20 protein-coding genes are annotated in these 22,365 nt (G+C 59.5%); 13 read left to right on the top strand and 7 right to left on the bottom strand.

The features are described from left to right. Positions 1–52: 52 nt before the first annotated feature. Positions 53–757: a metal-dependent hydrolase gene (locus BJF91_RS21620; protein WP_075616616.1), complete on the bottom strand. Its 705-nt coding sequence runs from the start codon at positions 755–757 to the stop codon at positions 53–55. A 143-nt stretch (positions 758–900) separates the two neighbouring features. Between BJF91_RS21620 and ruvX the strand changes: the two genes are divergently transcribed. Continuing rightward, the gene (ruvX, locus tag BJF91_RS21625) at positions 901–1,377 is read left to right on the top strand and encodes a Holliday junction resolvase RuvX (protein ID WP_075616617.1); all 477 of its coding nucleotides are present in this window, start codon (positions 901–903) and stop codon (positions 1,375–1,377) included. Here the strand turns inward: ruvX and BJF91_RS21630 are convergent. The 3 genes from BJF91_RS21630 to BJF91_RS21650 form a co-directional block, all read right to left on the bottom strand. Beyond that, a complete protein-coding gene (locus tag BJF91_RS21630) occupies positions 1,332–1,652 on the bottom strand; it encodes a DUF6105 family protein (protein ID WP_075616618.1) in 321 nt (106 codons plus the stop codon). The two genes, ruvX and BJF91_RS21630, sit on opposite strands and share 46 nt — an antisense overlap. Further along, entirely contained in the window at positions 1,649–1,861 is a 213-nt protein-coding gene (locus BJF91_RS21635) for a hypothetical protein (protein WP_075616619.1), read from the bottom strand. Before BJF91_RS21635 ends, BJF91_RS21630 begins: the two co-directional genes overlap by 4 nt. A 996-nt stretch (positions 1,862–2,857) precedes the next feature. Then, positions 2,858–4,501 carry an acyl-CoA dehydrogenase family protein gene (locus BJF91_RS21650; protein WP_075616622.1) on the bottom strand — a complete coding sequence of 548 codons (1,644 nt, stop codon included), beginning with the start codon at positions 4,499–4,501 and terminating at the stop codon, positions 2,858–2,860. A gap of 225 nt (positions 4,502–4,726) precedes the next feature. Between BJF91_RS21650 and BJF91_RS21655 the strand changes: the two genes are divergently transcribed. From BJF91_RS21655 to dprA, 4 genes are read left to right on the top strand one after another with little or no spacing between them, the layout of a single operon-like run. Then, positions 4,727–5,668 carry an aspartate carbamoyltransferase catalytic subunit gene (locus BJF91_RS21655; protein ID WP_075616623.1) on the top strand — a complete coding sequence of 314 codons (942 nt, stop codon included), beginning with the start codon at positions 4,727–4,729 and terminating at the stop codon, positions 5,666–5,668. 11 nt (positions 5,669–5,679) lie between these two features. Continuing rightward, positions 5,680–6,969, top strand: coding sequence for a dihydroorotase (locus BJF91_RS21660; protein ID WP_075616999.1), 1,290 nt, complete (start codon positions 5,680–5,682; stop codon positions 6,967–6,969). A 31-nt stretch (positions 6,970–7,000) separates the two neighbouring features. Next, positions 7,001–7,630, top strand: a complete 630-nt coding sequence (plsY, locus tag BJF91_RS21665; protein ID WP_075616624.1) for a glycerol-3-phosphate 1-O-acyltransferase PlsY — start codon at positions 7,001–7,003, stop codon at positions 7,628–7,630. Between the two features lie 5 nt (positions 7,631–7,635). Beyond that, the gene (gene dprA, locus BJF91_RS21670) at positions 7,636–8,787 is read left to right on the top strand and encodes a DNA-processing protein DprA (protein ID WP_075616625.1); all 1,152 of its coding nucleotides are present in this window, start codon (positions 7,636–7,638) and stop codon (positions 8,785–8,787) included. Positions 8,788–8,820: 33 nt separating this feature from the next. Here the strand turns inward: dprA and BJF91_RS21675 are convergent, their stop codons facing one another. Next, positions 8,821–9,027, bottom strand: coding sequence for a hypothetical protein (locus BJF91_RS21675; RefSeq protein ID WP_075616626.1), 207 nt, complete (start codon positions 9,025–9,027; stop codon positions 8,821–8,823). Positions 9,028–9,277: 250 nt separating this feature from the next. Between BJF91_RS21675 and topA the strand changes: the two genes are divergently transcribed. From topA to rpmG, 5 genes are all read left to right on the top strand, one after another. Continuing rightward, positions 9,278–11,998 carry a type I DNA topoisomerase gene (topA, locus tag BJF91_RS21680; protein ID WP_075616627.1) on the top strand — a complete coding sequence of 907 codons (2,721 nt, stop codon included), beginning with the start codon at positions 9,278–9,280 and terminating at the stop codon, positions 11,996–11,998. A 3-nt stretch (positions 11,999–12,001) separates the two neighbouring features. Next, positions 12,002–14,356 carry a ribonuclease R gene (gene rnr / locus BJF91_RS21685; protein WP_075616628.1) on the top strand — a complete coding sequence of 785 codons (2,355 nt, stop codon included), beginning with the start codon at positions 12,002–12,004 and terminating at the stop codon, positions 14,354–14,356. Between the two features lie 232 nt (positions 14,357–14,588). After that, complete coding sequence (locus tag BJF91_RS21690) at positions 14,589–15,044, top strand: DUF983 domain-containing protein (RefSeq protein WP_075616629.1); 456 nt, start codon at positions 14,589–14,591, stop codon at positions 15,042–15,044. 208 nt (positions 15,045–15,252) lie between these two features. Beyond that, positions 15,253–16,437, top strand: coding sequence for an MFS transporter (locus BJF91_RS21695; protein WP_075616630.1), 1,185 nt, complete (start codon positions 15,253–15,255; stop codon positions 16,435–16,437). Between the two features lie 92 nt (positions 16,438–16,529). After that, a complete protein-coding gene (gene rpmG, locus BJF91_RS21700; RefSeq protein ID WP_015915679.1) occupies positions 16,530–16,697 on the top strand; it encodes a 50S ribosomal protein L33 in 168 nt (55 codons plus the stop codon). Between the two features lie 1,123 nt (positions 16,698–17,820). On the opposite strand, the gene BJF91_RS21705 is transcribed toward rpmG, so the two are convergent. Together BJF91_RS21705 and BJF91_RS21710 are read right to left on the bottom strand one after the other, a co-directional pair. Continuing rightward, positions 17,821–19,179, bottom strand: a complete 1,359-nt coding sequence (locus BJF91_RS21705) for a PleD family two-component system response regulator (RefSeq protein ID WP_075616631.1) — start codon at positions 19,177–19,179, stop codon at positions 17,821–17,823. Between the two features lie 130 nt (positions 19,180–19,309). Continuing rightward, positions 19,310–19,681, bottom strand: coding sequence for a response regulator (locus tag BJF91_RS21710; RefSeq protein ID WP_075616632.1), 372 nt, complete (start codon positions 19,679–19,681; stop codon positions 19,310–19,312). A 165-nt stretch (positions 19,682–19,846) separates the two neighbouring features. On the opposite strand from BJF91_RS21710, the gene BJF91_RS21715 reads away from it, so the two are divergent. The 3 genes from BJF91_RS21715 to BJF91_RS21725 all read left to right on the top strand — a co-directional run bounded on the left by BJF91_RS21715 (position 19,847) and on the right by BJF91_RS21725 (position 22,217). Continuing rightward, a complete protein-coding gene (locus BJF91_RS21715) occupies positions 19,847–20,152 on the top strand; it encodes a DUF3572 domain-containing protein (RefSeq protein WP_075616633.1) in 306 nt (101 codons plus the stop codon). Next, positions 20,152–20,799 (top strand): hypothetical protein, encoded by a 648-nt coding sequence (locus BJF91_RS21720; RefSeq protein ID WP_075616634.1) that lies wholly within the window; start codon positions 20,152–20,154, stop codon positions 20,797–20,799. The genes BJF91_RS21715 and BJF91_RS21720 overlap by 1 nt, the downstream gene beginning before the upstream one ends. Positions 20,800–20,921: 122 nt before the next feature. Continuing rightward, complete coding sequence (locus BJF91_RS21725; RefSeq protein WP_075616635.1) at positions 20,922–22,217, top strand: DNA polymerase IV; 1,296 nt, start codon at positions 20,922–20,924, stop codon at positions 22,215–22,217. Positions 22,218–22,365 lie beyond the last annotated feature (148 nt).

Raw genomic sequence — 22,365 nt, forward strand, 5'->3', positions numbered from 1 at the left:
GGAGGATCGCTCCGGGAGGTGGCGGGCCAAGGCCGGATCATAAGAAACAAGTTTAGAGCGACAGCGTCTCACCCGGCTTCGGAGCCTTGACCTCAGTCTTGGAGCCGTCCATGCCCGCGACGAACTTTTCCGGTGTCTGGTCGATGATCGGGAAGGTGCCGTAATGGGCGGGGATCGCCGTCTTGAAGTTGAAGAAGCGCTGGCAGGCCAGCGCCGCCACCGCACCACCCATGGTGAAGCGGTCGCCGATCGGCACGATTCCGATATCGGGCTGATGCAATTCGTTGATCAGCGCCATGTCGGAGAAGATGTCGGTATCGCCCATATGCAGCAGCGAGGCCTCATCTTCGAAATGCAGCATCAGGCCATTGGCATTGCCCAGCGCGTGCGACACGCCGTCTTCGGTGATCTGCGCCGAGGAATGCAGGGCATTGGTGAAGGTGGCGGTAAAGCCGCCGAGATTAATGGTCCCGCCGGTATTGCCCATCTCGATCTTAGAGACGCCCTTGGAGCCGAGCCAGGCGGCAAGATCGGCATTGGCCAGCACCACGGCACCGGTTTCCTTGGCAATCGCAACGGTATCGCCGACATGGTCGCCATGGCCGTGAGTCAACAGAATATGGGTGACACCCTTGCTGACATCCTTCAGGTCCTGCCCGGCAAAACTGGCGTTATGGGTGAGAAATGGATCGATCAGGATGGTGGCCTTGGCGGTTTCAAGCCGGAAGGCAGCATGTCCAAGCCAGGTGAGCTTCATGGATTATCCTTTACGCTATGATGAAAATGATTTGACCGCCAAGACATATGGCATAAGCAGCACAAGAAAAGGCCTTCGCGGCTGACATACCCAGTCCAATTAACACAATGGCTTGAACACAGCATTCACAGTTGAGAGACGACATGACGGTTCTGACCATCGAAGATCTGGCGCAAAGCCTGCAACCGGGCCAGGCGGTGGCCGGCCTCGATCTCGGCACCAAGACCATTGGGCTTGCGATGTCTGACCTCGGCCGCCGGTTTGCCTCGCCGCGCACGGTGATCAAGCGGGTGAAATTCACCAAGGACGCAGAAGTGCTGCTGGCTTTTGCCGCCAAGGAGAAGGTCGCCGCCTTCATCATCGGCCTGCCGATCAACATGGATGGCTCGTCGGGGCCGCGCGTACAGGCGACCCGCGCCTTCGTGCGCGCCATGAGCGAAAAGACCGATATTCCCTTCGCCTTCTGGGACGAGCGGCTATCGACAGTGGCGGCGACACGAGCCCTTCTGGAAATGGATGTGTCGCGGGCCAAGCGCGCCGAACGAATCGATTCGGCGGCGGCGAGTTTTATCCTTCAGGGTGCGCTGGACAGGCTCTCGGGTCTCGCCGCAACGCCCTGAAGCTGGCGGGCTTTCCACCAGGCGGCAATCTGCTTGCGGCGGCGAAAGGCAACGAGGCTGAACAGCACCGTGCTATCAACCGCGATGGCGCGCATTACAAGCGGCGGAATGCTTTCCGGCGCGATGCCGAGCACATTGCCATAGATGGCAAAGACCAGATCATGGGTTTTGCGGGTCAGCATGAAGAAGCCGAAGCTCATGTCGTTGAGCGAAAGATAATACCAGCTGCCGAGCAGCAGGATCGGCCCGGCCCAGAAGAGTAGCAGATACTTCATGCTGGCCTCCCCCTGGATGCCGCACCCGGAGCGAGGGACAACCAACCAAGCACGCGCTCAAGCAGGTCGTCCGGCGCCTTCAGCACCAGCCAATTCACCGCCGCCATGGCGCTGAGCACCAGCGCCGGCACCGTAATGTCAAGCGCGAGAGCGGCAAAGAACGCCATCATGACGCCGAGTGCCGCATATTTCCGAAGGCCAGTCATCATCGCCGCCCCTGTTGGTTTCCTTAACCAGCAGAGTTAACGCTTACTGAATGCCGCACAATCGAAAGCTTTTGTTAAGGTTAATTTTGAGGGATGGGGCTGTGGATAGAGCGTCCCCGCATCAAGCGGACCGCAAGGTCTAGTCCCTACCCAATCATCTTTGTTAATTTTAGCTCGACAGTGCCGTATCCGAAGGTGCTGCCGGCCTGCACGCTGACGTCGAGCTCAACAGGCCCTTCAAGTTTGATTTTTTTGATGAGTCGATATGTGAACGACACACTCTTCAAGCACGCTCGCTCGCAGGATCTCATCTTGCAAAACAGGCATTTTTCCACGATTGACGATGCCATTCAGGAAGCGTTCCTACAATCTTCCCTTCTCTTCTTATAGTGCAACGGCAGCTCTGGCTTGGCCACCATTGCTCAAGGGCAGCATAATAAGCTTCATTCGTTAGGAACCAATTTTTTAGATATCTCTTTTCAGTGACGCTTTAAAGCCTCCATTCAACACGTCTGAAATATTCTATTATCGACATGAGAACGAATATAACAAATACGGCAATGGACAAAAGACGCGGCAGACCGTTCAATTCAGCGCGACAGAGAGCGTTCACCACGGTGTACATCATGATCCCAATTAGAAATGACGGTGCTATCCATCGGGATTCCTGGGTCGAAATTCGCTCTTGCGCATTTTTGGGATTATTAATTTTCACTAAAAACGGACTAATTTTGTAATCTATTGTTTTCGTACGGACCACGAACATAATAACCAGGCAAATTAATAGATACATTGGGAGGAAGAAGCCACCGGTGTATAAAAGAGCGGAAAAAACTCCGGGCATATACAGGACGCAGATCAGACCACAATATCTCCAGCGCAACTGCGGAAATCCTTGAGATTCATTGCAGAGGTTATTCATTTTACTGGTTCCGTGGGCTTTATTCCAACGCACTATCAAACGAGATTTTCGCCGACCCGCAAAGCTGTAAATGCGTCTCAGTCCACCGCCGGATAGAGCAGATCGATCAGATACCGGCTGTCGAATCGCGCATCGAGCACGCCATAGGTATTGCGCCAACCGCCCGTCAGCCGAGTTTCCAGGAACGCATCGGCGATCTTGCCGGCGCCCATGCGGTAAAGCTCGGCGGCGGCGGCGGCGAGTGCCATCTGCTCGACCAGCAGGCGAGCGGCACCTTCGTCGCGTTCGCAGAGCGCCATGGCGGCGCGCAGCACTTCGACGGTCTTGCGGCCGGAGGGGCCGAGATCGCGCTCCAGCTCGGCAAAGACCATTTCAAACAGGTCGCGGCCACGGGCCAGCACCCGCAGCACATCCAGCGCCATGACATTGCCGGAGCCTTCCCAGATCGCGTTGACCGGCGCCTCGCGGTAATGGCGGGCGATCGCCCGTTCTTCGACGTACCCGCTGCCACCGATCGATTCCATGGCTTCATAGATCAGCGGCGGTGCCATCTTGCAGACCCAATATTTGACGACAGGCGTCATCACCCGCGCATAGGCCGCATCGGCAGGGCTGTCCTTGGCGCGGTCGAAGGCTTCGGCGAGACGGAAGGAGAGCGCGGTCGCCGCGGCCACGTCCAGCGCCATGTCGGCCAGAACCCGTGTCATGATCGGCTGATCGACCAGCTTCTTGCCAAACACTGCACGACCGCGCACGTGGTGGACGGCCTCTGCCATCGAGGCGCGCATGATGCCGGCAGAGGCGAGCGCGCAATCGAGCCGCGTCAGTGTCACCATTTCGAGGATCGTGCGGATGCCACCGCCGGGCTCACCGAGCAGGAAGCCGAAGGCATCGGTAAATTCCACCTCGGAGGAGGCATTGGAGCGGTTGCCGATCTTGTCCTTCAGCCGCTGGAACTGCAGACCGTTGGCCGAGCCGTCTTCAAGCAGGCGCGGCACCAGGAAGCAGCCCACGCCCTCCTGCATTTGCGCCAGCATGACGAAACCATCGCTCATCGGCGCCGACATGAACCATTTGTGGCCGGAGAGCCGGTAGATCCCCTCGCCCACCCGTGTGGCGGTAGAGATATTGGCGCGCACATCGGTGCCGCCCTGCTTTTCCGTCATGCCCATGCCGATGGTGATGGCGGATTTCTGCATGGCCGGACGGTTGGAACTGTCATATTTACGCGAAAGGATCTTCGGCGCCCATTCCTTCTGAACCCGTGGCGAGGACATCAGCGCTGCCACTGAAGCGCTGGTCATGGTCAGCGGGCAGAGATGCCCGCATTCCAACTGCGATGTGAGATAGAAGCGCACCGCGCGCGCCTTATGATCCTGGCCACGCGCATCCGGCAGATTTTCCCAGACGGAAGAATGCAGGCCCGTTGCCATGGAGCGGCGCATCAGCGCATGCCAGGCGGGATGGAATTCGACCACGTCCAGCCGCTCGCCCCGCGGCCCGTGGGTGCGCAGTTCCGGCGGATTGTGATTGGCCATGCGGGCCAGTTCCTGGGCCTCGTGCGAGGTGACGTAACGGCCAAGCGTATCGTATTCGTCGCGCAGGTTGCGGCTGAGACCATTGGTGATATCGACCACCAGCGGGTCGGTGCGGAAGGCATTGACGCCGGACCAGGGCCTGGGCTGATTGAGTTCCAGCAATTTGTCTTCCGTCCGGCTCATGCGCGTTCCAATATCGACTTGTTTTTTCTTGGGGCAGTATGCCGCAAATGGGGCGTGCCTCACCGTCTTTAACACGTTTGCGCGCATTTGCGACAGCAGTGGCCGGAGCGTTCCGCCAAAACGGGGGACAAAGGCCAAGAGTGCGCGGAAAGAGGGCGCAGACACGCTTGCTCCGCCCACCGGCAGTCTTTATAGACCGCGCGACCACCTTCGGAGGACATGCGCATGGTCTTCTTTCCCCACCGCCATCTGATTGGCATCAAGGGCCTCACGGAAGCGGATATTACCTATCTGCTCGATAAAGCTGACGAAGCGGTAAAGATCAGCCGCCAGCGCGAGAAAAAGACCTCGACGCTCAGGGGCCTTACCCAGATCAATCTGTTTTTCGAAGCCTCGACCCGCACGCAATCGTCGTTCGAACTGGCCGGCAAGCGGCTGGGCGCCGACGTGATGAACATGTCTGTCGGCAATTCCTCCGTCAAAAAGGGTGAAACGCTGATCGATACGGCGATGACGCTGAACGCCATGCGCCCCGACGTACTGGTCGTGCGCCATGCCTCGGCCGGTGCCGCAGCGCTGTTGTCGCAAAAGGTCGCCTGCGCGGTCATCAATGCCGGCGACGGCCAGCATGAACATCCCACCCAGGCCCTGCTCGACGCGCTCACCATTCGCCGCGCCAAGGGCAAGCTGGCACGCATCACGGTGGCGATCTGCGGCGACGTGCTGCATTCACGCGTCGCCCGCTCCAACATTCTGCTACTGAATGCCATGGGCGCCCGCGTCAGGGTCGTCGCCCCCTCGACGCTGTTGCCATCTGGCATCGCCGAAATGGGCGCTGAAGTCTTCACCGACATGAAAGAGGGTCTGAAGGACGCCGATGTCGTGATGATGCTGCGCCTGCAGCGCGAGCGCATGTCCGGCGCCTTCGTGCCGTCGGTGCGCGAATATTTCCACTTCTACGGTCTGGACGCCGAAAAGCTGAAGGCAGCCAAGGAAGACGCGCTGGTCATGCATCCCGGCCCGATGAACCGCGGCGTCGAGATTGCCTCAGACGTGGCGGACGGGCCGCAGAGCGTGATCGAGAGCCAGGTGGAAATGGGTGTGGCCGTTAGGATGGCCGTCATGGAAACCCTGCTCGTGTCTGACAACAACGGCCCGCGCACTTGAGGACGATGACCATGAACAAGCCGCTCGTCATCAACAATGCCCGCATCATCGACCCCTCGCGCAAGCTGGATGAAACCGGCACGATCATCGTCGGCGCCGATGGCTGCATTCTCGCCGCTGGTGCCGATGTCCGCAACCAGGGCGCCCCGGAAGGTGCCGACATCCGCGACGCCAGGGGCCTTGTCGCGGCACCGGGTCTGGTCGATGCACAGGTCTTCGTCGGCGAGCCCGGCGGTGAACATCGCGAAACGCTGGCGTCTGCCGGCAAGGCGGCTGCCGCTGGCGGCGTGACCTCCTTCATCATGATGCCGGACACCGACCCCGTCATCGATGACATTGCGCTGGTCGAATTCATCAAGAATGCCGCGCGCGCCAAATCGCCCGTCAATATTTATCCGGCTGCGGCGCTGACCCGTGGCCTGCATGGCACTGAGATGACCGAGATCGGCTTGCTGCAGCAGGCAGGTGCCGTTGGCTTTACCAATGGCCGCCACGGCCAGGACGATACGCTGGTGCTGCGCCGGGCCATGACCTATGCGCGGGAATTCGACGCCGTCATCGCGCTTGAGCTCAAGGAAAAATATCTCGGCAACGGGGTGATGAACGAAGGCCTGTTTGCCAGCTGGCTCGGTCTCTCCGGTGTGCCAAGAGAAGCCGAACTTATCCCACTGGAGCGCGATCTGCGCATCGCGGCGCTGACCCGCGCCAAATATCATGCCGCCAAGATTTCGGTGCCCGAGTCGGTCGAGGCGATCAAGCTGGCCCGCAGCCGCGGCGCCCGCGTGACGTCAGGCATTTCCATCAATAATCTCAGCCTCAACGAAAACGACATCGGCGAATACCGGACATTCTTTAAACTGTCGCCGCCGCTCAGGCTGGAAGACGACCGGCTGGCGATGGTCGAGGCACTCGCCAAGGGCGATCTCGACATTATCGTCTCCGCCCATGATCCGCAGGATGTCGATACGAAGCGCCTGCCGTTTGGCGATGCCGCCGATGGCGCAGTCGGACTTGAAACTTTGCTGGCCGCGGCTCTGCGTCTTTATCATGCCGGCCAAGTGCCGCTGATGCGGTTGATCGATGCCATGTCGACCCGGCCCGCCGAAATCTTCGGGTTAGACGCCGGCACGTTGAAGCCAGGTGCGAAGGCCGATATCGTGCTCATCGACCTCGACGAACCGTGGCTGGTGGCCAAGGATGCCCTGCTGTCGCGCTCCAAGAATACGCCTTTCGAGGATGCCCGTTTTTCCGGCCGCGCCGTCGCCACCTATGTGGCCGGCACCCCGGTGTTTTCGCTTTGATCTGCTTTGACAGGATGACAGGAGCCGGCCAATGACCAGCCTCGATTACAGCCAGGTGAGCGTTATCGCCCTGATCGCATCGCTTGCGATCGGCTATCTGCTCGGCTCCATTCCCTTCGGCCTGTTGCTCACCCGGATGGCCGGGCTTGGCGACGTGCGCAAGATCGGCTCCGGCAATATCGGCGCAACCAATGTACTGCGCACCGGCAACAAGAAGCTGGCGGCGGCCACCCTGCTGCTCGACGCGTTCAAGGCAACGGCAGCGGCCCTCATCGCCCAGAAGCTGTTCGGCTCCGACAGCGTGCATCTGCCCGGCCTGCTCGGCGGCTTTGCCGCCTTCATCGGCCACCTATTTCCTGTCTGGCTCGGCTTCAAGGGTGGTAAGGGTGTCGCGACCTATATCGGCACGTTGCTCGGCATTTTCCCGCTGATGGTGCTGGTGTTTGCTATCGTCTGGCTGTCGATTGCCTTCCTGAGCCGCTATTCCTCGCTCTCAGCCCTGGTTGCAACCCTTGTCATTCCGGTTGCATTGTGGATACTCGGTCAGCCGGAAGCTGCTCTGGTGACCTCGGCCATGACCGTGATCACCTGGGGCAAGCACAAGGCGAATATTGAAAGATTGATTTCAGGCACCGAGAGCAAGATCGGTAAAAAAGGATAGGGACAATGTCGGCTGGCGGTTCGGGACGTTCGGGCATTACCCTGACGGATAAACAACGAACCGCCTGGCTGAGGCTGATCCGCAGCGACAATGTCGGCCCGGCCACTTTCCGCGACCTCATCAACAATTTCGGCACCGCCGAGCGCGCGCTGGATATGCTGCCGGAACTGTCGCAACGCGGCGGCGCCACACGCTCCATCCGCATCGCAACTTTGGCCGAAGCCGAGCGGGAACTGGAGTATGCCCGCAAATTCGGCGCCCGCTTTGTCGGTATCGGGGAGCCAGATTATCCGCCGGCGCTTCGCCAGATCGACGCCGCCCCGCCACTTCTCGCCATGAAGGGCCAAGGCAGCACCGCCATCCGCCCGTCAATCGGCATCGTCGGCTCGCGCAACGCCTCGATCAGCGGCGTGAAGATGGCCGCCCTTCTGGCGCGCGATTGCGGTGCGACCGGCTATACCATCACCTCGGGCCTCGCGCGCGGCATCGATGCCGGAGCGCATCGGGCAAGCCTGGATACCGGCACCATGGCCGCGCTGGCCGGCGGCCTCGACCGGCCCTATCCGCCCGAAAATGTCGACCTTCTGAAAGAGATCTGGGACGGCAAGGGGGTGGCTATCAGCGAAATGCCCTTCGGCTGGGAGCCCCGCGCCCGCGATTTCCCGAGACGCAACCGTTTGATTGCAGGAACCTCACTTGGGGTTGTGGTGATCGAGGCAGCCAGCCGGTCCGGCTCATTGATTACGGCGCGACTGGCTGCCGATTTCGGACGTTTGGTGTTTGCCGTGCCCGGGTCGCCGCTCGATCCGCGCTGCCACGGCACCAATGCCTTGTTGAAAAATGGTGCGACAATTACGACGGAAGCCCGGGATATTCTCGAGGCGCTGTCACCGCTGAGCAGCATCGATCTGTTTTCGAGGCCGCAGGTTGAAGAGCCGGCCTATGAAGAGAGCGAGATCTTCAATCAGCCCCCCGGAGAACAGGACCGCAGCCGCATCATCGATGCGCTGGGAGTAACGCCTGTTGAGATCAACGATATCATCAGGCACACCGGACTTGCGGCGTCGGCGGTCTATCTCGTCATCCTGGAACTGGATATTGCCGGTCGTCTGCACCGCCATCCCGGCGGGCTGGTGTCACTGGCGCCGGCCGATTGAACAGCCGCGGCATCGCCGGAAACCTCTTTTAATTCAAAGTGACCGCTTTCCGCCTGCCCCGGCGCGATGGGGCTTGATGCGGCGCTGAAGATCGCCGGCTTCCTCATAAGCCATCTCGATGAGATAACAGAGCATCTGCGCCCCTTCGCGCTCGGCAACCAATCGCATTTCGCCGAGCATCTGGCGGATATAGGCGATGCTCTCCCGGCTGTGAAATTCCGTATCGCCATTGCCCGTCATCGCGTGTTTCCTGCTGGAAAATACAACCTTAATATGTATATTCGCTACCTATGCAACACATGATACAGAAATCATTTATGATTGCAATACCATTTTAAAAAACCTAAGGTTGTGGTCACGTGTAATCGATAAAATGCGGGAGGGGACTTGACCACGACGCAATCCCTGTCCATGTCGAACCATCGATGCTTGAACCCTCGCCAGAATCGACGCCATATGCAACAAACGGGGCCATATTCAGAGAAGCAGAATGAATGTAGTCGTTGTCGAATCCCCAGCCAAAGCCAAGACGATCAACAAGTATCTCGGACCGGGATACACGGTGCTCGCCTCCTTCGGCCATGTCCGCGACCTGCCTGCAAAGGACGGTTCGGTGCTGCCCGACCAGGATTTCGAAATGCTGTGGGAAGTCGACACCGCCTCTGCCAAGCGGATGAAAGACATCGCTGATGCGATGAAGGGAGCCGACGGCCTGTTTCTCGCGACCGACCCGGATCGCGAGGGTGAAGCGATTTCCTGGCATGTGCTGGATCTTCTGAAAAAGAAGCGGGTGATCGGCGACAAGCCGGTGAAGCGCGTTGTGTTCAACGCCATCACCAAGAAGGCCGTGCTCGATGCCATGGCCGCCCCACGCGATATCGACGTCGATCTGGTCGATGCCTATCTGGCCCGTCGCGCCATGGACTATCTGGTTGGCTTCAATCTTTCGCCGGTCCTATGGCGCAAGCTGCCCGGCGCCCGCTCCGCCGGCCGTGTGCAATCGGTTGCCCTTAGACTGGTCTGCGACCGCGAAAACGAAATTGAGCGCTTCGTCTCCGAAGAATACTGGAACCTGTCGGCCCTGTTGAAGACGCCGCGCGGCGACGAATTCGAGGCGCGTCTCGTTTCCGCCGACGGCAAGCGCCTGCAGGCACGGGGCATCGGCAATGCCGAGACCGCCAACCGGCTGAAGGCGCTGCTCGACGGCGCGCAATATGTGGTGGAATCGGTCGAAGCGAAGCCCGTCAAGCGCAACCCGTCGCCGCCCTTTACAACTTCCACGCTACAGCAGGCCGCGTCCTCCAAGCTCGGTTTTTCCGCGTCCCGCACCATGCAGGTGGCGCAGAAGCTTTATGAAGGCGTCGATATCGGTGGCGAGACCGTCGGTCTGATCACCTATATGCGTACTGACGGCGTGCAGATGGCGCCTGAAGCCATCGACGCTGCCCGTGCCGCAATTACCCAGCAATTCGGCCCGCGCTACATGCCGGAAAAGCCGCGCTTCTACTCCACCAAGGCCAAGAATGCCCAGGAAGCGCACGAAGCCGTGCGCCCGACCGATTTCAACCGCACGCCCGACCAGGTGCGCCGCTATCTCGACGCCGACCAGCTCAAGCTCTATGATCTGGTCTGGAAGCGCGGCATCGCCAGCCAGATGGCGTCGGCCGAAATCGAGCGGACCACGGCGGAAATCCTTGCGGACAAGGCGGGCGAAAAGGCCGGCCTGCGTGCCGTGGGCTCCGTCATCCGCTTCGACGGTTTCATTGCCGCCTATACCGATCACCGCGAAGAAGGGGAAAAGACCGAGGAGGACGACGAGGATGGTCGCCTGCCCGAGATCAACGCCCGCGAGGCTCTTGCCAAGCAAAAGGTCAATGCCAGCCAGCATTTCACCGAGCCGCCACCGCGCTACTCGGAAGCCACGCTGATCAAGAAGATGGAAGAGCTCGGCATCGGCCGTCCCTCTACCTATGCCGCGACGCTGAAAACATTGAGCGACCGCGAATATGTTGTTATCGACAAGCGTAAGCTTATCCCCGAAGCCAAGGGCCGGCTGGTCACGGCCTTCCTGGAAAGCTTCTTCACCCGCTATGTCGAATATGATTTCACCGCAGATCTCGAGGAAAAGCTCGACAAGATCTCGGCTGGCGAGCTGAACTGGAAGGACGTGCTGCGCGAATTCTGGCAGAATTTCTTTGCCCAGATCGAGGGCACCAAGGAGTTGCGCGTCACCAACGTGCTCGACGCCCTGAACGAGGCTCTGGCCCCGCTGGTCTTCCCGAAGCGTGAGGACGGGTCCGATCCGCGCATCTGCCAGGTCTGCGGCACCGGCAATCTGTCATTGAAGCTCGGCAAATACGGCGCTTTCGTCGGCTGCTCCAATTATCCGGAATGCAATTTCACCCGTCAGCTCACCGCCGAAGGCGGCACGGAGGCGGAAGCGCTCGGCAACGAGCCGAAAGCGCTTGGTGAAGATCCTGCGACCGGCGAGCAGATCACGCTGCGCTCGGGCCGGTTTGGCCCCTATGTTCAGCGCGGTGACGGCAAGGAGGCGAAGCGCTCTTCGCTGCCGAAGGGCTGGTCGCCAACCGATATCGATTTTGAAAAAGCGCTGTCGCTACTCTCTCTACCGCGCGAAGTCGGGCTTCACCCGGAAACCGGCAAGCCGATCAGCGCCGGCCTCGGCCGCTATGGGCCTTTCGTGCTGCACGACGGCACCTATGCCAATCTCGAGGGCATCGAGGATGTGCTGACCATCGGCCTGAACCGAGCCGTGACCGTGCTTGCCGAAAAGCAGAGCAAGGGTCCGGGCGGACGCGGGCGTGGCACACCGGCGGCGCTGAAGGAAATCGGCGACCATCCCGATGGCGGCGCGATCACTGTGCGTGACGGGCGCTACGGCCCTTATGTCAACTGGGGCAAGATCAACGCGACCATTCCAAAGGGCATGGACCCGCAAAGCGTGACGATGGAACAGGCGATTGCCCTGATCGTCGAGCGTGCCGCCAAGGATGGGACCAAGGCCAAGCCTGCCAAGAAGGCACCGGCGAAGAAGACGGCGGCCAAGGCCGCCGCCGGCGATGGAGACGAGGCAAAGGCTGCAAAGCCGAAGAAGGCAGCTGCCAAACCCAAAACAGCAAAGACGACGGCAGCAAAGTCCAGTGCCGCCAAGCCAAAAGCCAAAGCGGCATCGAAAACAGAGAAGGCCTGACCCTTGAGCAAAACCCCGCGAACCGACACCCGCAGCCTCACCAACAGAACGCGGAAGGCGGAACGCGCGGCGCAGCAGGCGGCAGAAAAGAACGAGACCGTGATCATTCACGGTGCGGTGCCGCCACGCGACATCCTGATCCAGTTCATCACTGACAATCCCGACCGGGCCTCCAAGCGCGAGATCGCCAAGGCCTTCGGGCTGAAGGGAGAAGCGCGCGTCGAGCTGAAGGAAGCGCTGCGGGCACTGGAAGACGACGGCTTGGTCACCAAGAACCGTAAGTCGCTGAGCCGTCCCGGCGCCCTGCCGCCGGTGACCTTGCTCGACATCACCACCCGTGACAAGGACGGCGAGTTGATCGGCCGCCCGGCGGAATGGCCCGAAGAGCTGGGCGCGGCGCCAGCTGTGGCCATTCGCCAGTCGAGCGCCGACCGCGCCAAGGGTAAGGCCCCCGTCGGTGGGCTGGGCGACCGGGTTCTTGCAAAGATCTTCCCGTCCAAGGACAGGGCTGGTCCGGCCTATACTGCCCGGATCATCAAGGTGATCGACAAGCGGCGCGGCGCGCTGCTCGGCGTCTACCGCGAAATGGCCGGCGGCACCGGTGGACGGCTCATGCCGATCGAGCGGCGCGGTGAGGAAATGGTGATCGAGGCTGACGATGTCGGCGATGCCCGTGACGGCGACCTTGTGGAAGTCGAGGTCGGCCGGGTCTCATCCCGCCTTGGCCTTGCCCGCGCCAAGGTGCTCTCGGTTATCGGCTCGGTTGCCTCGGAAAAGGCGATCTCGATGATCGCCATCCATGCCCAGGGAATTCCCCATATCTTCCCGCCGTCGGTGCTTGACGAGGCGGAGGCTGCCAAGCCCGCCTCGATGGCCCATCGCGAGGATTGGCGCCACCTGCCGCTTGTTACCATCGACCCGCATGACGCCAAGGATCACGACGATGCCGTGCATGCCGAGCCGGACCCCTCGCCCGACAATCCCGGCGGTGTGATCGTCACAGTCGCCATTGCAGATGTCTCCTACTATGTCCGCGCGAAGTCGGCGCTGGACAGCGAGGCGCTGAAACGCGGCAATTCCGTCTATTTCCCCGATCGGGTGGTGCCGATGCTGCCGGAGCGGATCTCCAACGATCTCTGCTCGCTGCGCGAAGGCGTCGATCGGCCGGCGCTGGCGGTGCGCATGGTGTTTTCCCATGAGGGTCGCAAGGCGAGCCACACCTTCCACCGGATCATGATGAAGAGCGCGGCCAAGCTGTCCTACCAGCAGGCTCAGGCCGCCATCGACGGCAAGCCCGACGACAAGGCCGGGCCGCTGCTGGAGCCGATCCTGAAGCCGCTCTGGGCCGCCTATGCGATCCTGAAGACGGGTCGGGACCGCCGCCAGCCGCTGGAGCTTGATATGCCCGAGCGCAAGATCGTGCTGAAGCCCGACGGTACGGTGGATCGCGTCTTCGTGCCCGAGCGGCTCGACGCCCACAAGCTGATCGAAGAAATGATGATCCAGGCCAATGTGGCCGCGGCCGAAACGCTGGAAAAGAAGCGCCAGCCGCTGATCTACCGCATCCACGACACGCCGACGCTTGCCAAGCAGGAAGTGCTGCGCGAGTTTCTGGCCACCATCGGCTTTTCGCTGGCCAAGGGCGGCAATCTGCGCTCGAATTCCTTCAACGGCATTCTGGCAAAGGCGCTGGATACCCCGCATCAGATTATCGTCAACGAGATGGTGCTGCGCTCGCAGAGCCAGGCGATTTATAGCCCTGAGAATATCGGCCATTTCGGCCTCAACCTGATGAAATATGCGCATTTCACCTCGCCGATCCGTCGCTACGCTGACCTGATCGTGCATCGCGCGCTGGTGGGCACGCTGGGGCTTGGCGAAGGCGGCATCACGCCGGCCGAAGAGGCCTCTCTTGCCGATATCGCTGCCGAGATCTCCACCTTCGAGCGCCGCGCCATGGCGGCCGAGCGCGACACGATCAACCGGCTGATCGCCCACCATCTTGCCACCCGGATCGGTGACGAATTCGATGGCCAGGTCTCCGGCGTTACCAAATCAGGCCTGTTCATCTCGCTGCCGCAATTTGGCGCCGACGGCTTCATCCCCGTCTCGACGCTTGGCCGGGACTATTTCGTCTATGACGAGGCGCATCAGGCGCTGACCGGTGATAAGACCGGGCTTGGCTATCAGCTAGGCGATAGCGTCAGCGTCAAGCTGGTCGAAGCCGTGCCGCTGGCCGGTGCGCTGCGCTTTGAAATCCTCAGCGAGGGTAAGAAAATGCCAACCGGCATCCGCTCGTTCCACAAGGCGACGCGGCGCAAGACGCCAGGCACGCGACCGCCGCGCGGCCGGCGATAAGCGCGTTTGAACCGGGTTCTTGCTGCAATATAAGAGATTGCGCGCAAATGCCGCGCTGAAATGCGGGTTTCGCCATCCCATCTTTAGTCAGTTCCGCGTACAGCGCCGTGCGTTTTATAAACGCACTAAGGACGCTGTAACGCTTTAAATCTGCTGCATAATTTTCTCCTTAAATCGATACCGATTTAAGGAATTATGCAGTAGGATTGACGAAAGTTCAGGAGGAACCGGCATGCCTGCCACTGAAACACCCGATGTCATCCGCTTTGGCGGCGGCAAGGACGAGGCGCGCCCGCTTGGGCGGTCCATCCTGCGCGGCCTGATGTGCACCTGCCCCGCCTGCGGCTCCGGCAAGCTGTTCAACAGCTTCCTGCGACCAGTAGAGCGCTGCAGCGTCTGCGACGAGGATCTGTCGCATCAACGTGCAGACGATCTGCCACCCTATATCGTCATCATGATCGTCGGCCATGTGTTGCTGGGCGGTTTCATGATGACGGATATGGTTTTCGTGCTGTCGACCTGGACGCATCTGGCGATCTGGACGCCGATTGCCATTCTGGTGTCACTGCTGATCATCCAACCGGTGAAAGGCGGCGTGGTGGGCCTGCAGTGGGCGCTGCGCATGCACGGCTTCAGCGGCGAGCCGGAGGTGATCGAAGACTATGACGAGCGTTACCCTCCGCAATAAGCCCGGATCACCGATCCTCCCAAGGATGAGCAAAGTTGTTTTTCACCGGCAGGCCTCAAACCGGTTTCGATTTTTGCCGTAATGGAGTAAAGGGCGCGGGAGAACTGTCGCAATCTCAAACCTATGCGACCGTTACCGCCCTGGCATGACGCCTTGCGCTCGTTTCTGTTTCCGCGCACTGCGTGTAATTTACGTCTGAGGATCTTCCATGTCTGACACCAGAGACCCTGTTACAGGACATCGCGAAGAAATCCATTGGCCGTCGCTGATCGCAGCCGTCTCGTCGATCTCGGCCGTGGGTATTGCCATCGGGCTCGGTTTGCCGCTGCTCAGCATCATCCTGGAAAAGCGCGGCATTCCTTCGACCCTGATCGGGCTCAATTCGGCCATGGCCGGCGTTGCGGCGATGATCGCCGCGCCGATCACCACAAGGCTCGCTCATCACTTCGGTGTGGCCCAGACGATGATCTGGGCGGTGCTGCTGGCGGCGCTGGGCGCGCTTGGCTTCTACTATGCTGAAGCCTTCTGGATGTGGTTCCCGCTGAGACTGGTGTTTCATGGCGCAACCACAACGCTGTTCATCCTGTCGGAATTCTGGATCAATGCCGCCGCCCCACCCTCGCGGCGCGGCTTGGTGCTGGGCATCTATGCGACGGTGCTCTCGGTTGGCTTTGCCGCAGGACCGCTGTTGTTTTCCATCGTCGGCAGCGAAGGCGTGCTGCCATTTGCCATTGGCGCCGTTGCAATCCTGATGGCCGCCATTCCGATCTTCATTGCCCGCAATGAGAGCCCGGCGCTCGATGAGAAGCCGGAGATGCATTTCCTCCGCTATATCTTCCTAGTGCCGACGGCGACAGCTGCCGTCTTCGTGTTCGGGGCTGTCGAAGTGGGCGGGTTGTCGCTCATGCCCGTCTATGCGACGCGCATCGGCTTCAGCGAGTCTCAATCCGCCCTATTGCTGACGGTTATGGGCATCGGCAATATGGCCTTCCAGATCCCGCTCGGCATGCTCTCCGACAAGCTTAAAGATCGCCGCACGCTGCTGGGTGCGTTGGCAACCGTCGGCCTTGCCGGTTCGCTGCTGTTGCCGCTGATCTCGCATAGCTGGATCGCCATGGCCGTGATCCTGCTGTTCTGGGGTGGATGCGTCTCCGGCCTCTACACGATCGGGCTCAGCCACCTCGGCTCGCGACTCACGGGATCCGACCTTGCGGCGGCCAATGCAGCCTTTGTCTTTTGCTATGCAGTGGGCACCGTTGCCGGTCCACAAGTAGTGGGTGCAGCCATCGACATGGGCGGAAACGCCGGTTTTGCATGGTCTATTGCCGGCTTCTTTGCATTATATGTGGTTCTTTCCGTCGCACGCTTGTTTTTCAAGGCCGCGCGGGGTTGACTTTTCGGCGGCGATTTGTAGTTTCCGCCCAGATTTGCCGTGGGCCTCGAAGGTCGTCACGGCTTGTGTTATTCAGGTAAGGCAGGACGACCATGGCTAAGGCTACAACCATCAAGATCAAGCTGCTGTCGACAGCCGATACGGGTTTCTTCTACGTCACCACCAAGAACAGCCGTACGATGACGGACAAGATGACGAAGACCAAGTACGACCCGATCGCTCGCAAGCACGTCGAGTTCAAGGAAACCAAGATCAAGTAATCTTGGTTGTCCTAGAGACATCGGAAAGCGCGCCCTCATCCGGCGCGCTTTTTTCGTTTGTAACGTAGGTGGCCACTCTCGGCATGTTGCGCCAGCGGTAGTGGCTTTTGCCAGGGGACCTTGTTCAAAGCTCGACTCTGGATTGATATTGCGTTCAGGACACAGATTTGGCTCCGATGTTGAGCTTTCCTTGCCAAGACAATCACAGCTCGCCCTGCCCTGACAAGCAAAGCCCCATCGACTTGCTCTGGTGGCAAACGCAAAACGCCGCCTCCAGGCTGGAGACGGCGTTTGAAACGGGGGTCGGCGGGCATGCAATAACGGCACGAGGAACCGCTTGATAATCGCACGCCTGCCGACCAACCCCACGACCCAGGAGATGCGGCGGACCTGAGCACCATGGGGTATTGCTGAATTTTATGCTTGTCGTCTTACTATCCCTCTCCTCCAGCCCGAACACGAGCATAAGGCGAGGACATGCAATCTATACAACGTGTAATGCGTGAACGATGTAGGCGTTCATTACACCTCTTCAACTGCAAGGCGCTGTAGTTGTCCTAACCTTGCGCATGTTAGTGAAAAAATCAACAATTTCTTAACTGTTGCATTTTCTCAGTGTTAGCATGGTTAAAATCTGTCCAGAGGCATTGCGACACGACACATAGAATTAACGAGATAAACAGGCAAGTATTTTCTTGGAATTCGGGCAGTTATCAGCATTCCCATCACTTTAATTAGGTCTTCTAAATCTCGGCCTCTTAATATAAATCGAATAATCAGCCTTCACTTCGAGTAAAACGAAGACATTCACCCCTAATTATTGATGGTATTTTAAAATATTCGAATGGCCTAAAAGCGAGTCGATCCTTCTCATAGAGATTTACCTCACGCTCACAACCTGTCTTTCGACGCGCTGGAATTGACGGCCATCCACAGCCGTTAACGGGCACTTCAACGCAAGCGACCGCTAGATGTAGATGGGGGAAGTATAAAACGGTGGATAATTTCCAAAACGCGCATCGAGCGCTGAACCGGAGCCACAGCTGCCGTCGTCGCAACCAGAGAAACGGTCGCTACTGACCGCACCAGTTACAGGGCACAACCAACGACAATCTAAGCAGGCTCAGGCCGCTGTCATCACCACGCGGTTACGGCCATCCGTCTTGGCTTGATAGAGGGCGCGGTCGGCATTGCGCAACAGCTGCTCGGGTGTTGTCGTGTCCGGGCCGCTGGAGGCGATACCAATGGACGCGGTGATCGAAATTTCGGCGCCGCCTTGTAGCCGGAAAGGTCTCTGCTGGATCATCTCGCGAAGTCGCTCGCCAACAGCGGCAGCCATGTCCAGAGACGTATCGGGCATGACAACGACGAATTCTTCACCGCCATGGCGGCAGGCGAGATCTGCACCCCGCACTGTGGCGCGAATGCGAACTGCGAATTCTCTAATCACGTCATCGCCGGCCTCATGGCCATAGGTATCGTTTACCTGCTTGAACCGGTCGATATCCACGAGGCAAATCGACAGCGGCCGCTTGCGCACTGCCGCCCGCTCGAACAGGACCCGGAAATGGTTGTCGAGATAGCGGCGATTGTGGAGGCCGGTCAGCACGTCAGTCACAGCGAGTTCAATGGTCTGCTGCACACTGTTGCGAAGCCGGTCGTTGTAGCGCTTACGCCGCAACTGGGTCAGCGTGCGTGCCAGCAGTTCATTCGGATCGACGGGACGCACGATGTAATCGTTTATGCCGAGATCAAGCGCCCGCACGATCATGGTATCCTCGCCCTGGTCGGCGATCAGCAGCACGGGGATGAAACGGGTGCGCTCCAGCGAGCGCAGTTGCGAGCAAAGCCGGAGCGGATCGTAATCCTCCAGCGCGCCGCTGACGATAACGAGGTCGAAATTGTTTTCCGCCGCCTCGAACAGCGCCGCTTGGGCATCGGACATTGCGGTAATTTCGGCCACCGGCTTCAAAGCCTTGATGATCCGCTCCTGCGAGCTTGCACGGCTATCGACCAACAGGACCTGGCCAATCTCCTCCAACCGGCTTTCCAGGTTGTCAACGCCGGCTTTCTGGGCAGCTTCGGCCCGCATACGCAATTCGTCGCTCAGCGTCTTCAGCCTCACCAGGCTCTTGACGCGGGAAATAAGCTGCAGGTCCTTCACGGGTTTGGTCAAAAAGTCATCAGCGCCCGCCTTCAGGCCCCGCACCCGGTCTGAGGGCTGGTCGAGCGCGGTCACCATGACGACAGGGATATGGGCGGTACGCGGGTTTGACTTCAGCCTCTCGCAGACTTCGAAACCATCGAGGCCGGGCATCATCACATCGAGAAGCACGACATCGACCTGGGTGCGTTCGCAGATATCGAGCGCCTTGAACCCATCCTCTGCCGTCAAAACTTCGAAATATTCCGCAAGCAGCCGGGCTTCCAGCAGCTTCACATTGGCCGGGATATCGTCAACGACAAGAATTCGGGCTGTCATCAGCCGCTACTCCCCAAGGCGGGCCGGAACGCGCACAGCCGGCCCCACACAGACATGGCGCCGTTTGGTCAAACGACGCTTCGATTTATCCCATAACTATCCGAGCTGACCAGTGCGGACAAGCAGCGGCTCAAGCGTCGCCAAGATAGGTCTTGATCGTCTCCAGAAACTTCGGCACGGATATAGGCTTGGACACATAGGCCTCACAGCCACCCTGACGTATCCGCTCCTCATCGCCCTTCATCGCAAAAGCGGTGACGGCAATGACAGGGATGACGTGCAACTCGCTGTCCTGCTTCAGCCATTTGGTGACTTCCAGGCCGGAAACCTCGGGCAGCTGGATATCCATCAGGATCAAATCAGGATGATAACGGCGCGCAAGTTCCAGCGCTTCCATGCCGTTGCGGGTCTGGATGGTCGTATAGCCCGATGCTTCGATCAGATCACGAAACAGCTTCATGTTCAGTTCGTTATCTTCAACGATCATGACCTTCTTCGGCATTTTCAATCCTTGCTTTCCCGCCCTCCATAGTGGAAGACAGGAGTAACAGACATAAAGATTCATTCTTTTGCGAAAGCGAATTTATCGGAATTTGGTTGAGAAAAAGGTAATTCCTGACACATTTCGAGACGAGTTTATTAAGTCGAACAGGAGCGGTAGCGGCACGTGCAAGACAAGACGATCAAGACTGTGACCAAGGACCATGCGGAGCAGACGGCTGTCGCGGTTCTGGCCTGGCTCGCCGGAGAGCCTGACATGCTGGCCCGGTTTCTGTCACTCACCGGGGTCGAGCCCGGTCAGGTGCGTGATGCCGTCAACAATCCCGATTTTCTTGCCGGCCTCCTGGACTTCCTGATGCAGCATGAGCCGACTTTGCTCGATTTTTGCAACGCGACCCAGACACCACCTCAGGATGTAATATCAGCCTATCACGTCTATGTCAGGCCTGCACTCGATTCCGGAGAGATCTGATGGGAGAAATCGTCGATTTCGACCACATCCGCCTTACCGACCGACCATTGCTGATCAGCGACGTAGATGATGTCGTGCTGGAGTTTCTGGCGCCATTCGAGTCCTATCTCAGCAGTCTTGGACACAAGTTGCTGCCGAAGTCCTTTCGCCTTCACGGTAACATCGTTTCGGCCATCAATGACCAGGTGCTGGAAGACACGGTGGTAACCGAGCTGCTGCTGACGTTTTTTGAGCGCCAGGAAGAATGGCAGACGCCGTTTGGCGATGCCGTCGGCGTGCTGCACAAGATCGGCACGCTCGCCGACGTGGTGTTTCTAACCGCTATGCCGCCGGCCTTCACTGCCCAACGCCGGCGCCTGCTTGATAAGCTTGGCCTCGACTTTCCACTGCTGGCCACCGAGAGCCCGAAAGGACCCGTCGTCAAGGCGCTACACGGTGACCGCCCCCTGCCCTTCGCGTTCATGGATGACATGGCGCATAACCTGCATTCCGTTGGCGATCATGCGCCTGGCTGCCTGCTGGTACAAATCGGCCCGCAATCGGAAATCCATCGTCATGCGCCGCCGCCCGGTCCGCATGTGCTGCGCGCAGCCGACTGGCACGATGCCAGCGAGCGAGTGCTCAAGCATTTCGAGGCCCGTGTCTAAAGCCTGGGATGGCAACATTGGCCACCTCTAACCGTTGTGGACGCTGAACGGTCGCCGCTTGCGAGCTCGCAAAACCGGGCCTATGGTTGAAATGTTCAACTTATGTTCCGGCACCAATCCATATGTCTGCGCAGCCGCACCTCCGTTCCGGCTTCTGTCGTGATTGCCTTTCGCTACTGGCCGAAGGCAAGCGTCGTTGCACGGCTTGCGGCAGCCCACGTCTCGTTTATCACCCTGAACTGTTTCGGCTGACGCTTGCCCATATCGACTGCGACGCCTTTTATGCCTCGGTCGAAAAGCGCGACAATCCTTATCTCGTCGACAAGCCGCTGATCATCGGCGGTGGCAAGCGCGGCGTTGTTTCCACCGCCTGCTATATCGCCCGCATTCACGGCGTCCGTTCGGCCATGCCGATGTTCAAGGCGCTGGAGGCCTGCCCGCAGGCCGTGGTCCTTCCACCTGATATGGAAAAATACGCACGTGTTGGCCGGCAGGTGCGGGCGATGATGGAGGAGCTGACGCCGCTGGTGCAGCCGATATCGATCGACGAGGCCTTTCTCGAGCTGTCGGGCACGGAAAAGCTGCATCACGCGCCGCCGGCGCTGGTGCTGGCGCGCTTTGCCAGACGGGTGGAGAGCGAAATCGGGATTACAGTCTCGGTCGGCCTGTCCTACTGCAAGTTCCTCGCCAAAGTCGCCTCAGATCTGCAGAAGCCGCGCGGTTTTTCTGTCATCGGTGAAGCAGAGGCGCTCGATTTTCTAGCGCCGCGCCCCGTCACCACCATCTGGGGTGTCGGCAAAGCCTTTGCGGCGACGCTGGAAAAGGACGGCATACGCACAATCGGCCAATTGCAGATCATGGAAGAAAGCGACCTGATGCGCCGCTATAGCAGTATGGGCCAGCGGCTGGCGCGGCTTTCGCGTGGCATTGACGACCGGGAAGTACATATCAACGAACCGGCCAAAAGCATTTCGGCCGAAACCACCTTCTTCGACGATATCTCGTCGCACGAGGACCTCGTGCCGCATCTGCGCAAGCTCTCGGAAAAGGTCGCCTGGCGGCTGAAAAAGCAGGACCTCGCTGGCCATACCGTAGTGCTGAAGCTAAAGACCGCCGATTTCAAGCTGCGCACCCGCAATCGCCGGCTGGAGGATCCGACGCGGCTCGCCGATCGGATTTTCCGCACCGGCATGCAGTTGCTGGACAAGGAGACCGACGGCACGAAATTCAGGCTGATCGGCATCGGCGTCAGCGATTTTGCCAGCCCGGACCTCGCAGACCCTCCGGATCTCGTCGATCCCGATGCTGCCAGACGCGCCAAGGCTGAAGCCGCAATGGACCAGCTGCGGCTGAAATTCGGCAAGGGCATGATCGAGACAGGCTTCACATTTGGCGGTGTTAAAAAGCCGGCTCCGTAGAGCGGCGCTTACTAGGAAGACGATTGAGACCAATGCTGCCATCGTCGGTTATCCGGTCAACAAGACGTGATGCCTGTGTGGCGGGTAAGCAATCGTTAAAGTTCGCTGCGTAATTTAACAGCCAACTATCGCATCTTTGCAGCGACTT

The organism is Gillisella taibaishanensis, from assembly GCF_001938985.1.
GTDB classification, from domain to species: Bacteria; Pseudomonadota; Alphaproteobacteria; order Rhizobiales; family Rhizobiaceae; genus Allorhizobium; species Allorhizobium taibaishanense.